Consider the following 13,774-nt stretch of genomic DNA (forward strand, 5'->3'; position numbering starts at 1 on the left):
TCAGTAGGGCATGCGCTGCACTGGCGACCTGCACGGAGGAGTGAAGATGACGCCACAAGGAAAGCGCCGGATCTGCATGCTCGCGGGACTACTCGTTCTTCTGGCTACCGCCTGCCGGCCCGATGCGGCTCGCGACGAAGGCTCGATAGTAGCGGCCCATCGTCCGGATCTGGTGCCGCTTGTGCGAGCCATGCCCACCTCATCAATGGGTGCACCATTGACGGTCGAGTTCGATGTGGCTGCTCCCAGCAAAAATTCCTCTCCAACGCTCATGATCGGCATTCGCGTTGACCGCACGGATAACACCGCGGCGTTTGGGGCACTGGCCGATGTTCGGGCGTCCGGGTTCCAGGCGAAGGTTTCCATGCAGCGCCTGGAATCGAGTGGATGGAAGGACGTGCCCTTGCACCGGCTGGAATGGGTCATTGGGGAACCTGCCAGAACAATTCCCATCCCCGCCGATGGTCGAGTGACAAATGCGTGGCTGGAGGATGTTGACGTGCTGGCGCTGCAGAATGCTGGGCTGGAACGACCCGATGACAACTATGCACAGCTGGCCTTCGCATGGGCACGCAATCCGTCGCCGGGCCGATACCGGGTTGAAGTGCAACTGCACTCCCCTCTGCCACAGCTTGAGCCGTACCAGCCGGAACTGCTGGTTGCTTACTTGCGCAGGCCCAAGTAAGGCAGCCTCGCCACCGCCGGTACGCTGAGTGTCACGGGTAAGTCAGCTCGGCATTCTGCCGATAGAGGGGGATCGTATTCATCGGTCTCCCCCTCCGAACTGGACCGCGTAGACGCAGGTTCTCGCTGTATCACCTTCATCGGAACGATAGGTCAACAGGCTGGTATCCATACCCTGGTTACCACCGGTGATGGGGCGCCGGTACTGCCTGATGCCCCCTCTCTGAAATGGCACTTCTGCTCCGGTCCTGTATCCGAGGGCTTCGAGCGCTCGTCCGGCACTTTCGGCTTCCCAGTAGCACACGCCATTCGGAGCATCTGTCACTGGCTGCTTGCCCAGCTGATAGAAGATCACCTCTTGGTTAGGGAACTCACGTGCCGACTCAACCGATAGATAAGTAACCCCATAGTTATAGCCGTCCGTTGTTGTCAGGTCCTTCGCGATGTGTTTGATGCTGACCTTTTCGTCTGGCACGAGTGACACACCGATCGCCGTGCCGAACTTGTCCGGACTGATATCCGCCCGTGACCTGAGCGAATCCGCATAGGCGAGAATCCGCTTCTGCAGCTCGGTCATGGAGACGGGGGCAGGATGCGTATCTGCGGCAACGGCACGTTCATTGAGGGCAGACGTATCCGGCGATCGCGCACATGCAGACGTCAGCGTGAGCATGGCTGACAGTCCGAAAAGAGCACCAATGTGAGCTGCGCGCGGCATAGCTCGAGGTAGCTGCGGCCGAAGCAATCTGGTCATGATGGCGTAGAGCAAAGCCGAAGCCTCCTTCGTTGTGATGCCCATCGGTGAGTCCCTGACGGTGTTGAAGGTACTGTTCGACCCGAATGAAGAGCGCCCGGACCTCCATCGTTCACGGCTGAACGCGATATCGTTCCAGAAGATCACGAACGCTGGTTTCCAGGCGCTGCCAGTCGCTCAGCATGACGCGTGCATAGTTCATCTCGATGGCGATGCTGTCGCCCACGTCCACGATGGAATGGCGGCACATTGCGATCTGGCCTTCGCCGGCGCGTTCAAGTGTCTTTCCCTGAGCTACAAGTCCGTCAGGAATGCGGTCTGCCGGGTCGCAGCTGATGAACGTTGTCAGTTGGCCCTCCACCGAGCGGGCCGCATACCAGTCTGGCTCCATTCCCGGGTTGTGCACGTAAGGCCTGCCCAGCGCAGCCTCCGAGTCCTTTGCATAGGCTGCCATCAACGATGGGTCAATCGCATACGGCGTCAGACCCCAGCGCTCGGGTTGTGCAACGCGCAGCGCAAGGTTCTCTACCGGGTCCCTTCGCTCCAGTGATCCCGGCGCGCTGGTGGCTTCGCTACTGGACCGACGTGCCAGATAGTTCTGGATGGGAACGCGATCGATGTATCTAAGCTCGACCAGCACCTGCCGTCGGCTGTCCTGCGTGCTGCGCACCGGGCGATCACCGGGAGGCGCTGCATCGAAATCCGGCCAGAACACGGTGAGCATGACGCCACCATCGGCCAGGGGGCCCGTCTGGTTGTAGTAGAGGTTGGCCGGGAACATGAAGCGGTGCGGGCCCACTCGTGCCTCTACGGGCTCCGTTGTATAGGTATGTCCACCCACCGTACGGGGGCTGGTTGCGGCTTCGGACATGGGGGGTTCGTTCGGGCCCGTTTCCGTGGATGGGGCTTTCGCGCAGGCGGTGGTGCTGAGCACGGTCACCAGGGCGAAGTAGGCAAGCCGGCAAGCCGGTGCTCTGCTCATGGGCGATTCCCTTGCATGATCGGAACGACTATAGATCGGTGGAATGGCAAGCTCCAGTCGTTGCCGGAACCTTGCTCACGCCCGGGTCCAGTACTGCACGCTGGCTCACATATTCATCAAGTCGCGATCGGCGTCCTCAATTCCTCTACCTGCCTCCCATCCCACCTATGCCATCATCCGCCCAGGACCGCAGCACCCATCAAGGCTGAACAGGCATGGAGCAGGCAACACGCTACACCGTAACCCTTTATCTGGCCGCGCCCGGCACCCCGCTGAAAAGTGGGGGCATCTCGCCGCGCGGCCATATGTACCTGCAGGTTGTGGCGGGCGATGAGGCCCACAGCTACGGCTTCGCACCGCCACGCCAGGTGCCGGGCGAAACCCGCACCGGCGTGCAGTACGCGCAGGTGCGCCACGACGATGCCGACGAGCATCTGGACCCGTACTACAGCCGCACCCTGGAAATCACCGAAGAGCACTACGGCTGCCTGCGTGATTTCGCCGAGGAACCGGCCGAGTTCGAATTCGATGTGGACCGCCCGGCCACCATCAACCGCTGCAGCGATTTCGTCTGGGCGGCGCTGCACTACGCTGGCCTGCATCCACTGCCGGCGACGCTGGATGGCGGCAGCAACCTGGGCGAGTTCGCGGTGCTGTTCAACCTGCCGGAAATCCAGTGCATTGCCGCGCCGTTCCCGGGCAGCGATCTGAATGCCGAAACCCATCATGCGATGCCCGAGCGCGAGGCCGAGCATCATCGCCAGCGCGACCGCGCCAGCGATGAGCCGCCGCCGACGCCGATTGAAGTGGCCGGCACGCTGTTGGACCCTTCGCATCCCGACCATCGCCTGTTCTCGCAGCTGATCCAGAAAGTGGCCGAGCTGGACGCCGCGCACGGCCGCCCGTTCGATGCAGCCAGCCAGCGCATCAGCGCCAGCCTGCTGGTGCTGGCCAAGCAGAACAACCTCTCGCGCGTGGACCACGTGCTGCTCAGCCGGCCGACCCAGAACAGCCATGCCGCCGAGAGCATCTTCATCGTGCAGGGCGACCGCAACGACCCGGGGCACCGCCGCGCCAGCATCGCCACCGAGGTGGCGGCCAAGACCGATGTGGCCGATTCGCTGCGGTTGAAGGAGCAATGACGCGTCCAGTTCGGCGGGGGCTGGTGGTACTGGCGGTGCTGGCCGCGCTGGCGGCATGCCGTGCGTCACCTGCGCCAGAGGTTGCGCCGCCCCTGCTGACGCGCGCTCAGGCCGAGGTGCGCACGGTTGTGCCGTTCACGCGGGTCGTGCAGTTGCAGAAGGCCGGTCGGATTGCCGAGGTCACGTTTGATTTGCCGGCGCCCCAGAAGCCGGCCATTCCGATCCTGAACATCGGGTTGCGGCTGCAGGATACCGACGCGCGACAGCTGCTGGATGCTTCGGAGAAGATCACTCACGGACGGCTGCCAACGCGGCTGCGCCTGGAGCGTATTGATGGCGGTGCACCTGGTCCTGTGCAGCTCTGGCAGCGTACTCGCGATGGACGCGATTCTCAGAAAATCGGGGAGGATGGCGTGGTAACAGACCTGACGACGGGGAGCGTGGACATCAACAGCTTGGCCGAGGCCGGGTTGTACTCTGAAGAGGTGCTCTATCGCACGTTGCAGTTGGCGCAGGTCGGAGGCATTGCACCCGGGCGCTACGTTCTGCGGGTCGACCTTGTGGAGGATCGGCCCCAGCTGGAAGGCCTGAAAGCAGAACTGATCGTTGGCTATCAATCACTAGGAAAGTGAACATGCACAAGGACGATGCCGAACGCTACAGCGTAACCATTCATCTGGCGGCCCCCGGCACGCCGCGCTACGGCCGTGATGCTGAGGGAAACAGGTTTCTGCTGGAGCCCTCGTTCGCGGGGCACATGTTCCTGTCGCTGCGCCGTTCGGGTGAACCCTTCCCGGAGAGCATGGGTTTCACCCACGCAGGCACCAAGGACGAGCCGAACAGGGGCAAAGTCGATGACATGGATGTGTTGGTCTACGACAAGCCCCGCTTCGAGCGCACGATCGAGATCAGCAAGGAGCAGTACGACCGCATCCTCGAGTTCTCGGCAGACCCGAAGAAGCACGGCTTCGACATGGAGTACGACTTCTTCTCCAACGCGTGCACCGATTTCGCTTGGGGTGCCCTGAACCACGCAGGCCTGCGCCCGGTCGGGCTGGCCGGGGAGATCAGCAACTACGAGGGCGCTACCAGGGTCCTGGACAACATCCGCGCGGTCAACGCCATTCCGCAGCAGGTGAAGGGCAGCGAGCTGGACAAGGTGCAGTGGAACCCGATGCCGAAGCAGACCTTCCGCGAGTGGATGTTCACCGAGAACGGCGAGCAGTGGCGCGGCAACAGTACGCTCGCGGCAAGCGGCACGCCCGCAGACCCGGCGCACGACGATCATGCCCGCCTCAACCAGATCCACCAGCAGGTGGCCGACCTCGGCGCTTTCGGGGCGCGCAACGGCAATGTCAGTGCCAGCCTGCTCGCGCTGTCGAAGGAGCAGCAGTTCTCGCGCGTGGACGAGGTGGTGCTGGGCGAGCAGCGCGGTGATACCGCACCGAAGCTGTTCATCGTGCAGGGGAACCGCAGTGACCCGGCACACCAGCGCGCCAGCATGCCGGCAGAGGTGGCTGCGCAGGCACCGGTGGAGGCCTCGTTCGATCGGGTCGCGCAGTTGCAGCAGAATGAGCCGCAGCGAGACGCGCAGCGCTTGCAGGAGGAGCAGCAGCTTCAGCAGAGCCACGGCCCACGGATGGCATAGCGGCAGGCGCAGCATCGAGGTCGAGCGTCGGCCATGCCCGCGCCGGCGCACGCCACGCCCCCCACCTGCTACCATTCCCCCGCATCCCCAGCCAGCCCACCCCGCGCAGACAGATGTGGGGCGGGCCGTCGCAGTACGGCCCAGCGAGCCAGGACACCTTCCCGTGCCCATTCAAGGACGCTCGCATGTTCAGTACTCCTCTTTTCCGCTCGGCCGCGCTGGCCGTTGCCGTTTCGCTCAGTCTCGGCGTGCCCTCCGCGTTCGCCGACAATGCACCTGCCGCCAGCGCCACCACCGCCGTACAGCGCCAGGCCGTGGCCAAGGGCCTGTACGAGCTGGCCTACAGCCCGAAGCAGAACGCCGTGTTCGTGGCCTCCTCCGGCGGCTTCGGCGATGACGCCGGCCCGGCCCAGGTGCTGCGCCTGAACCCGGCCACGCTGGCCGTGGAAACCCGCATCCCGCTGGAGCGCAAGGCGTTCGGCGTGGTGCTGGATGACACCCACAACCGCCTGTACGTGGGCAACACCGTGGACCTGTCGGTGACCGTGGTCGACACCGCGCAGAACAAGGCCGTCGGCACCCTCCAGCTGATGGAGAAGAAGACCGGCAAGGACGGCAAGGCCGCCTACACCCACGACCTGCGCGAGCTGGTGGTCGACAGCGCGGCCAACCGCCTGTACGTGACCGGCCACAGCAGCCAGCCGGACGTGAGCAGCGTGCTGTTCGTGATCGATACCACCACGCTGAAGGTGATCAACACCATCGACGGCCTGGGCAATGCGAAAGCGCCGGGCCTGGCACTGGATGCGGCCAACAAGCGCGTCTACACCAGCAACCTGCTGGCCGACTTGGTGGTGGTGGGTACCGATTCGAACAAGGTGGTGGCGCAGCACAGGATCGCCGCCGAGCAGCCGATGAACATCGCGCTGGATCCGGACGGCAAGCGCCTGTTCGTGACCGACCAGGGCTCGGAATTCCTGCGTGGCTACCAGGCCAAGAGCAGCGGCCTGGTCAGCAAGCATCCTGGCCAGCGCGTGCTGGTGCTCGACCGCAGCACCGGCAAGGAACTGGCCAGCATCCCGACCGATGCCGGCCCGCTCGGCATCCTGCTGGATGCACCGCGTAAGCGCCTGTACGTGACCAATCGCGAAGCGGGTACGGTGACGGCATACAACAGTGACAGCTACCAGAAGGTGGCCACCTACACGGTGCCGACCCACCCGAACAGCCTGGCGCTGGATGCGAAGAACAACGTGCTGTTCGTGAGCATCAAGAACGGTGAGAAGGATGACAAGGGCGCTGACGAGAGCGTGGCGCGGATTCAGCTGTAAGGCGCTGACGCCGGGCTCGCCCGGCAGCGTGCCGCATGAAGAAGGCAGGGGGCCGACCCTGCCTTTTTCTTTGCCGGGTTGCAGTGCCGAGCGCCAACCCGCTAGGGTTGAACCCTAGGGCAGGGAGCCAAAGGGTCTGAATCATGCTGGGTAATCACCGCTTGTTGCGCGCCGGCCTGTTGATCATGTTGAGCGCTGGGCTGGGCGCCTGCTCCGCCCGTGATCCTGTCCCACCCGAGCCACTGGACCTGGCCCAGCCGATCGCGGTGGATCAGCCAGGTCAAGGGGTGAGTTTCGAGTTCGAGATGAACGCGCGAAATTACATCCCACATCGCACCTACGCCGTGGAGCTGGAGCTGCAGCGCCAAGAGACGCCCAAGCCCGACGAGCCTGACGTAGGCGCAATGAGGATCCCGTTCGAGGTAACCCTGCAGCAATGGGGCGCTGATGCCTGGAAAGATGTTCCCACCTACGACAGCTATCAAGCCGGGGTGCTCAATGCCGGTGAGCCGCTTCCGGAATGGCATGCGTCCAGCGAATGGCGGTATACGTCGCCGCACATGGGCAGTGACGGCCAGTACACGCTGAGCCTGGTTGCTCTGCCAGTGGAGCCTGATACCCGCTATCGCGTACAGGTTCGCACGGTACAGGCCACGCCGGAATTGCAGCATTACTCGGCCCAATTGCGGGTACACGCCGCCCGACCATCAGGAAAGTAATCAACCTCACCACCGGACCCGGAGAAATTCGGCTTCAGCAAGCACTATCAGGACGTACGCCACAACTGCGTGGACTTCACCTGGGAAGCCTTGAACCACGCAGGTATCGAGCGGAAAAGAAGTATCGACGTGAACGCGCTGGGAGGTCCTGCTGGGCAGCTTCTTCCGGATGTCCGCATTCCCCTGGACATCAAGGGGGCAGGCAAGGATGGATTCCGACCGCTGCGCAACATCCATGGCGTGGACAGCATTGATCCGCCGTTTCCGGACAGCGAGCTCACGCTGAGGGCATGGGCGAACGAAGCGGTGATCGTCTGGCCCGGCACGGTAACGATCCGCTGCTCTCGCAGATCCACCAGGGCGTGGCCCGGCTTGATGCAGAGCGGGGCCGCGACTTCGACGCCACCAGCGAGAACATCAGCGCCAGCCTGTACGTCCTGGCCAAAGCGAACGGCCTGACCCAGGTCGACCATGTGTTGCTGAGCGATCGCACCGCGCAGGCTGACGCAGCGCAGAACATCTTCATCGTGCAGGGCGAGCGCAACGATCCGGCACAGCTGCGCGCCGGCATGCCAACAGCGGTGGCTGCGCAGACACCGACAGAAACTTCGTTCGAGCGCGCCGAGCAGTTGTCGCAGTCTGCGCAGGTGCGCACGCAGGACGCGTTGCAGCAGCGCCAGGTGCAGGAGCAGTCCGGGCCGCGCATGGCCTAGCGCAGCAAGCGCCACGGCGAGCCGACGTACTCGCGCTGGGCCGCCAGTAACACTGGAGGCGGCTCAGCCCAGACGGTGTGCCGGGTTCTGCTGCTGCTCCTGCTCACGGGCCTGCTGTTCGGGCACTAACCCCACGGCCTGCTGCTGCGGGGCCAACCCCAACTTCTGCATCGACTGCTCCACCGGCGTCTGCGCCGCCACCGCGGTCGGCATCATCGCGCGCAGGTGCGCCGGGTTGGCCGGGTCGCCCTGCACCACGAAGATGTTGTGCCCGGCCGGGTGCTGGGCCGTGGCGTTGCTGACCAGCACGTGGTCGACCTGCTGCAGGCCCTGTTCGCGGGCGAGCACGGTCAGGCTGGCGGTCAGGCGTTCGCTGGTCTGGTCGAACGCACGGCCATGCTGGGCGTCCAGTGCGGCCACGCCCTGACGGATCTGCTGGTTGAGGCCGTAGTCGGGGTGGTTGGGGGTGATCTCTGCCATGGCGATCGAACGGTAGCGGTGGGGCGGGGTGAACCCCGCCAGTATAGATCCGGCTGGTGAAGGGCGCCGGAAAGGTCAGTCCGCCGGCCGATGGTCGTAGCTGATCACCCGTTCGGCCAGCCAGTGCCCGTCCACGCGGCGCCAGACCTGGATGAAGCGGGCCTGGCCGGTCCAGCGTTCCACGCCGTCCTTGCCGCGCTCGTAAAAGCGGTGGTCGCCGATTTCCAGGGCTCGCTCATCGTGCAGCGGAAACACCTGCAGCGAAGATTCCACCAGCTCGCGGCGCAGCTGCCAGCCACCCTCGCGCGCGCTGCTGCACAGGTTGGCCACGCTGTGGCGGAAGTCCTCGCGGCTGCTGGCCGACTTGCCATCCTTGTCATGGAAGAACTCCATGTCGTCGGTCGTCATCGCCGCAGCCTTGTCGGCATCGCAGGCCTCGAAGGCCGCAGCGAAGAGCTGGGTATCGGCCTGGCGGATCTGCAGGCGCAGGGTGTCGGCGGGCGCTGGCGCGACAACGAGGCCGGCGGCCAGCAGGGTCAGGGTGGGCAGCAGCATGGCGAGGCTCCAGGGAGGATTCACGCAGGCTCGCATGGCGTTTGGGCCACTGCAGCCGGCTTCCGACGAAACGGCCCTGCCACGGAATGAATGCCCATATTGGCGGCCCGGTTCCAGCCTTGAGGGCGTTGCCTGTGCAGGGGATGTCATGAGCGACCGGGATTCCCTCACAGCCGCCACAGGTGACGGCCATTAGCCTGCACTCCTTCCCTTCCACAGGAGCGCCCATGCCTGCTTCCCGCATCCGCCTGCACGTTGAAGACACGGGTGGCGATGGCCGCCCGGTCATCCTGATCCACGGCTGGCCGCTGTCCGCCGATGCCTGGAGGACGCAGGTGGCGATCCTGCGCGACGCCCAGTATCGGGTGATCAGCTACGACCGGCGTGGTTTCGGCCGCTCTGACAAGCCGGCCGAAGGTTATGACTACGACACGCTGGCGGCGGACCTGGCGGGGCTGATCGAGGAGCATGACCTGCACGACGTCACTCTGGTCGGTTTCTCGATGGGCGGCGGCGAGGTGGCGCGCTACGTGGCCAACCATGGCCAGGATCGCGTGCACAGTGTGGTGTTCGCGGCCGCTGTGCCGCCATTCCTGCTGCGTAGTGACGACAACCCGCAGGGGCCGCTGACCCAGGACAAGGCCGATGAAATGCGCAACGGATTGGAGAAGGACCGCGAAGCGTTCTTCGATGACTTCACCCGCGACTTCTTCAGCGCCAACGGCCAGTTGATGGTGACCGAAGACACGCGCCAGGCGGCGATCGCGCTGTGCCATCAATCCGACCAGGCGGCGGCGCTGGGCTGCATGAAGGCGTTTGCTACGACCGATTTCCGGGATGACCTGAAGAAGATCTCGGTGCCGACGCTGGTCCTGCACGGTGACAGCGATGCCATCGTGCCGTTCGAGGGCTCCGGCCAGCGCACCCATGAGGCGATTGCGGGCAGCGAAGTGGTGATCCTGGAAGGTGCACCGCACGGCTGCAACACCAGCCACGCCGACCGCTTCAATCTGGCGCTGCTGAACTTCCTGAAGCGGTAAGCTGCGGCGATGCGCGAGCCAAAGACACCCCCGTGGAAGAAGCCCAACCCCAAGGGCCAGACGTCGCAACCGCTGTCGGATGCGCAGAAGGCGGCGGCACGGCAACGTGCCGAGGAGAACGGGCGGCGCTATCCGAACCTGGTGGACAACATGTGGGCGGCGAAGCTGCCGCGTGGGTCGTGATCCATAACCTGGGTGTGGGCTTGATGTAGAGCCGAGCCGATGCTCGGCTGGCGCGCGCAGCGCGTGCCAGCCGGGGAAGGGGCAAAGGGCAGCGGAGCATGGGCTCTCCTCTAAGGGCCGGGCAGTGGCTGCCAGTCCGCCTCCCTCCACGGCGCAACCTCGCGTTGCTGTACGTCAATGGCCTCGATTGGCAACCCGGCCAGCCGTGCCAATTCTGCGCGCAGCATTTCAGCGTCTACCGGCAGCGCGATGGCCACCTGCAGGCGATCACCCTGCAGCCGTACCTGCACGGGTACGACCGCATGGGCTTCATGCTCGCCGCCGGTGCGAGCGATCGGATAGCGCATCGCTACGGGCCTTCCCAGGCGTGCCAGTACAGGGCGCCATGCCTGCAGCACGACAGGCTGTGCTGCTGCGGGAACCCGCACCTCGATGATCGTTCCCGGGTAGCCAACGACATTGCCCACCATCACCTGGAAGCGCGCGCCATCGGGGATGGCGACCACAGTGGCGGCCAGCACGCCTATCGACAGGACAGCTGCGGCGAAGCGCCAACTGCGCGGCGCGGCGGCGGCGCGGGTCGCCGTGCGCAGCCCCGGCTTGCGCTGCAGCTTGCGCGCGTAGATGCGCCGATCCTTCCTGCGCGGGCTGCTGCTGTGCGCCGGCAGGTTCAACGGGACGCGTGGCAGCCGGGCGGCGCGCGCGTCGATCAGGCGCGCGAGCAGCCACCACGCGAGCACGAATGCCAGCAGGGGCAGCAGCGTTCGTACGATCAGGTACAGCATCACCATCGGGAATACCAAGGAAAATTCGCATTCAAACAACCGTGCCATCGTAACGGCGCCGCGTAGTGTGTGTCGCATCCGCCAGCCGACACGTGCGAACTGCTTGGTTAGGATGGCTCTTTGCTGTCATGGATGAACCGATGAGCGCTGCCACCTCCCGAATCCGCCGCATCTGTGGGCAGGGGCCGATCCTGCTGATGCTGCAGCTGGTCGCGTTGCTGTCCGTTGCACTGGCTTCCGGGTTCTTCCATTGCCGCGTCGACCTGCTGCTGGAGCCGATCACCGCGGCGTGCGGTGGCCCGGACGAGCAGGCGCGGTTGCAGATGGCCGAACAGGTGATGGCGCGCGCCGGTGCATTGGACGACTGGCAGCCATTGAGCTGGATTCCATTGGCGGGCATCGTGCTGGCGCTGCTGGGTGCGATGGCGGTGTGCGCGAGCCGCGCGCTGTGGCTGCGCGATGGGCTGCGCACGGCGAACGTGGCGCTGCTGCTGCTGCATGGCGGCGCACTGTGCTTGGCCGGGTGGACGCTGCACCTGTACGAGAACGCATGGAACAGCGTGGCGCGCTTGTCACCCACGGCATGCCTGATGGACCTGGTGGCGGAGGGCGATACCCCGCTGGTGCAGGCGCAGTCCGTGGTGTTCCACATCCTGGCGCGTGAGAACGCAACGCTGATGCGCAATCCGGACGACCTGGCGCTGGTGCTGGTGGCGTTGCTGATGGCGACGATGGTGGGCGGCATCTCCCTGTGGCGGGCGATCGTGCGGGTTCGGGCGGCACGATCGGCAGTGGCCTGACGGGCCTCTGCGGCCGACCGGATCCGAGACATGCAGGGCGCACGCTCGGCGGCGCGCGGCAATCGCGCTACAGTCGACGCCTCGCCACTCCAGGGAAGACCCGATGCGCTTGTTGCTGCGTGCGTTGCCGTTGTTGCTGTATTCGCTGGCCGTACACGCCGCCGAGGTGGACCGTCGTATCGCGGTGACCATCGATGATCTGCCATGGGCACGGCTGGACCAGATCGTGCCGCCGGATCTGCAGGCGCGGCACGAAGCGTTGATGGCCCAGCTGCGCGAGGCCGGCGTGCCGGTGGTGGGCTTCGTCAATGAGAACAAGCTTGAGGTGAATGGACAGGTGCAGCCGGCGCGGGTGCAGATGCTGCGCGACTGGCGCGATGCTGGCTATGTGCTGGGCAACCACACGTACTCGCACATGGATCTGAATGCGAAAGGCGTGGCGGCGTTCCAGAAGGATTTCCTGCGCGGCGAAACGGTGCTGCGGCCGCTGCTGGCCGAGAAGGGGCAGGCGCCACAGTGGATGCGCCACCCCTACCTGCGCGCCGGGCGCACCGCGGATGAGCGCGTGCAGATGGAGGCGTTCTTCAAGCAGCATGGCTATCGCGTGGCACCGGTGACGGTGGACAACGGGGAATGGGTGTGGGCGTTCGCCTATGCCAACGTGATGAACGAGCAGGCGGATTCGCCGGCGAGCGACGCGACGCTGGCGCAGCTGCGCAAGGGCTACGTGCCGTACATGCTGAACAAGCTGGATTACTACGAGAAGCAGTCGCAGGCGCTGCTGGGGTACGCGCTGCCGCAGGTGTGGCTGATGCACGCCAACGAGCTCAATGCGGCCACCCTTGCCGAACTGGTGGCGGCCACGAAGCGCCGCGGCTATCGCTTCATTTCACTGGACGAAGCGATGCGTGACCCGGCGTATGCGCGGGGTGCGGAAGGCTACAACGGCCGCTATGGCCCGAGCTGGCTGCATCGCTGGGCGATGGCGGAGAATAAGCCGAAGGACTTCTACGCCGGCGAACCGGAGGTGCCGGCGTGGGTGATGAAGCTGGCCAAGGTTGATTCGGAGTGAGGCTCAGCGCTTGACGGCCAGCACGCCGTCGAGGGCCAGTTCCGCCTTGAAACCAGCCTTTTCCAGGCGTTTGGCCACTTCGCGCGGCACGTCGCGGCCGCTGGTCAGCTTGTTCGGCGCGCCGGTGTAATGGAACAGGCGACCGCCCTTGCGGATGACGCGGGCGAGGTGGTCGTAGAACACCTGCGAGTACAGCTCGCCGGCGATGCCGAAGCGCGGTGGGTCGTGCAGGATTGCGTCGACACTGTTGCTGGCCACCCGTTCGATCTGCTGCGAGACGTCACCGTGGCTGAACTGCAGGCGACCACCGGCGGCAGCCGAGTCTGGATCCGGCGACCACGGGTTGAGCGTGCGCAGCCACATCACATCGGCGTTCTTCTCGAATGAACGGATCTGGCCGACACCGGCCTCCAGCGCGCAGGCGGCGAAGTAGCCCAGGCCACCGCAGGTATCGAGGATGACCTTGCCGGCCGGGGCGACCAGCTCCACCTTGCGGCGTGCATCCTCGAACGGCGACAGCTTCGAGGTCGGCAGCATCTTGATGCCGTCGATCTCGAAGGTCGGTGCGCCCCATTCGGTGGGCACCAGCTTGATCAGCGAGCCGCTGTAGCGCGAGATCGGCGCGAATTCCTCGCCATCCCAGTAGTACAGCGTGCGGTCCTTCAGCTTGCCCGGCCAAGGGTAGGGCTGGCCCCGGAAGTGGAAGCCGTCCGCATCCAGCGCCACGCTGTCCTGGCTGCGGCCGAGGTCAAGCGAGCCCTGCCAGTCGGCGGCGCCCTTGTCATGGGCACGGCGCAGGGTATCGGCGCTGTCGCGGGTCAGCAGGGGGCCGGTGTAATGGGGCACGGCGGGTACCGGGGCGGTTCGGGGGAAGGGCATGGTACCG

At 65.2% G+C, this 13,774-nt stretch carries 17 protein-coding genes; 11 read left to right on the forward strand and 6 right to left on the reverse strand.

Features of this window, described 5'->3' with window-relative positions:
- The first annotated feature begins 46 nt into the window (after positions 1-46).
- Positions 47-685 (forward strand): hypothetical protein, encoded by a 639-nt coding sequence (locus AC5P7X_RS17810; RefSeq protein WP_495215227.1) that lies wholly within the window; start codon positions 47-49, stop codon positions 683-685.
- 78 nt (positions 686-763) lie between these two features.
- Here AC5P7X_RS17810 and AC5P7X_RS17815 read toward each other — a convergent pair whose 3' ends face one another.
- Entirely contained in the window at positions 764-1,357 is a 594-nt protein-coding gene (locus AC5P7X_RS17815; RefSeq protein WP_495215228.1) for a hypothetical protein, read from the reverse strand.
- Between the two features lie 193 nt (positions 1,358-1,550).
- A complete protein-coding gene (locus AC5P7X_RS17820; protein WP_495215229.1) occupies positions 1,551-2,309 on the reverse strand; it encodes a hypothetical protein in 759 nt (252 codons plus the stop codon).
- 326 nt (positions 2,310-2,635) lie between these two features.
- Here AC5P7X_RS17820 and AC5P7X_RS17825 point away from each other — a divergent pair, with 326 nt between their 5' ends.
- From AC5P7X_RS17825 to AC5P7X_RS17850, 6 genes are all read left to right on the forward strand, one after another.
- Positions 2,636-3,562, forward strand: coding sequence for an XVIPCD domain-containing protein (locus tag AC5P7X_RS17825; RefSeq protein ID WP_495215230.1), 927 nt, complete (start codon positions 2,636-2,638; stop codon positions 3,560-3,562).
- The gene (locus tag AC5P7X_RS17830; protein ID WP_495215231.1) at positions 3,559-4,194 is read left to right on the forward strand and encodes a hypothetical protein; all 636 of its coding nucleotides are present in this window, start codon (positions 3,559-3,561) and stop codon (positions 4,192-4,194) included. The genes AC5P7X_RS17825 and AC5P7X_RS17830 overlap by 4 nt, the downstream gene beginning before the upstream one ends.
- Before the next feature lie 2 nt (positions 4,195-4,196).
- Entirely contained in the window at positions 4,197-5,210 is a 1,014-nt protein-coding gene (locus tag AC5P7X_RS17835; protein ID WP_495215232.1) for an XVIPCD domain-containing protein, read from the forward strand.
- Between the two features lie 185 nt (positions 5,211-5,395).
- Positions 5,396-6,541 (forward strand): YncE family protein, encoded by a 1,146-nt coding sequence (locus tag AC5P7X_RS17840; RefSeq protein ID WP_495215233.1) that lies wholly within the window; start codon positions 5,396-5,398, stop codon positions 6,539-6,541.
- 143 nt (positions 6,542-6,684) lie between these two features.
- Positions 6,685-7,260 (forward strand): hypothetical protein, encoded by a 576-nt coding sequence (locus AC5P7X_RS17845; RefSeq protein WP_253136856.1) that lies wholly within the window; start codon positions 6,685-6,687, stop codon positions 7,258-7,260.
- Positions 7,261-7,550: 290 nt separating this feature from the next.
- On the forward strand, positions 7,551-7,973 hold the full coding sequence (locus AC5P7X_RS17850; RefSeq protein WP_495215234.1) for an XVIPCD domain-containing protein: 423 nt from the start codon (positions 7,551-7,553) through the stop codon (positions 7,971-7,973).
- 63 nt (positions 7,974-8,036) lie between these two features.
- Here the strand turns inward: AC5P7X_RS17850 and AC5P7X_RS17855 are convergent, their stop codons facing one another.
- Together AC5P7X_RS17855 and AC5P7X_RS17860 are read right to left on the reverse strand one after the other, a co-directional pair.
- Positions 8,037-8,453: an XVIPCD domain-containing protein gene (locus AC5P7X_RS17855; RefSeq protein ID WP_171957908.1), complete on the reverse strand. Its 417-nt coding sequence runs from the start codon at positions 8,451-8,453 to the stop codon at positions 8,037-8,039.
- A 75-nt stretch (positions 8,454-8,528) separates the two neighbouring features.
- The gene (locus AC5P7X_RS17860) at positions 8,529-9,008 is read right to left on the reverse strand and encodes a nuclear transport factor 2 family protein (protein WP_171957909.1); all 480 of its coding nucleotides are present in this window, start codon (positions 9,006-9,008) and stop codon (positions 8,529-8,531) included.
- A 227-nt stretch (positions 9,009-9,235) separates the two neighbouring features.
- Here AC5P7X_RS17860 and AC5P7X_RS17865 point away from each other — a divergent pair, with 227 nt between their 5' ends.
- Positions 9,236-10,048, forward strand: coding sequence for an alpha/beta fold hydrolase (locus tag AC5P7X_RS17865; RefSeq protein WP_070490081.1), 813 nt, complete (start codon positions 9,236-9,238; stop codon positions 10,046-10,048).
- A gap of 9 nt (positions 10,049-10,057) precedes the next feature.
- Entirely contained in the window at positions 10,058-10,231 is a 174-nt protein-coding gene (locus AC5P7X_RS17870; protein WP_181452208.1) for a hypothetical protein, read from the forward strand.
- Between the two features lie 110 nt (positions 10,232-10,341).
- Here AC5P7X_RS17870 and AC5P7X_RS17875 read toward each other — a convergent pair whose 3' ends face one another.
- Entirely contained in the window at positions 10,342-11,022 is a 681-nt protein-coding gene (locus AC5P7X_RS17875) for a hypothetical protein (protein WP_495215235.1), read from the reverse strand.
- Between the two features lie 134 nt (positions 11,023-11,156).
- Between AC5P7X_RS17875 and AC5P7X_RS17880 the strand changes: the two genes are divergently transcribed.
- Positions 11,157-11,816 carry a hypothetical protein gene (locus AC5P7X_RS17880; RefSeq protein ID WP_171956381.1) on the forward strand — a complete coding sequence of 220 codons (660 nt, stop codon included), beginning with the start codon at positions 11,157-11,159 and terminating at the stop codon, positions 11,814-11,816.
- Positions 11,817-11,919: 103 nt separating this feature from the next.
- Positions 11,920-12,888, forward strand: coding sequence for a polysaccharide deacetylase family protein (locus AC5P7X_RS17885; protein WP_206621040.1), 969 nt, complete (start codon positions 11,920-11,922; stop codon positions 12,886-12,888).
- Positions 12,889-12,891: 3 nt separating this feature from the next.
- Here AC5P7X_RS17885 and AC5P7X_RS17890 read toward each other — a convergent pair whose 3' ends face one another.
- Positions 12,892-13,767 carry a class I SAM-dependent methyltransferase gene (locus AC5P7X_RS17890; RefSeq protein WP_206621041.1) on the reverse strand — a complete coding sequence of 292 codons (876 nt, stop codon included), beginning with the start codon at positions 13,765-13,767 and terminating at the stop codon, positions 12,892-12,894.
- Between the last annotated feature and the right edge of the window lie 7 nt (positions 13,768-13,774).

The sequence above is a fragment of the Stenotrophomonas sp. YJH_SMC_53 genome (assembly GCF_059369995.1).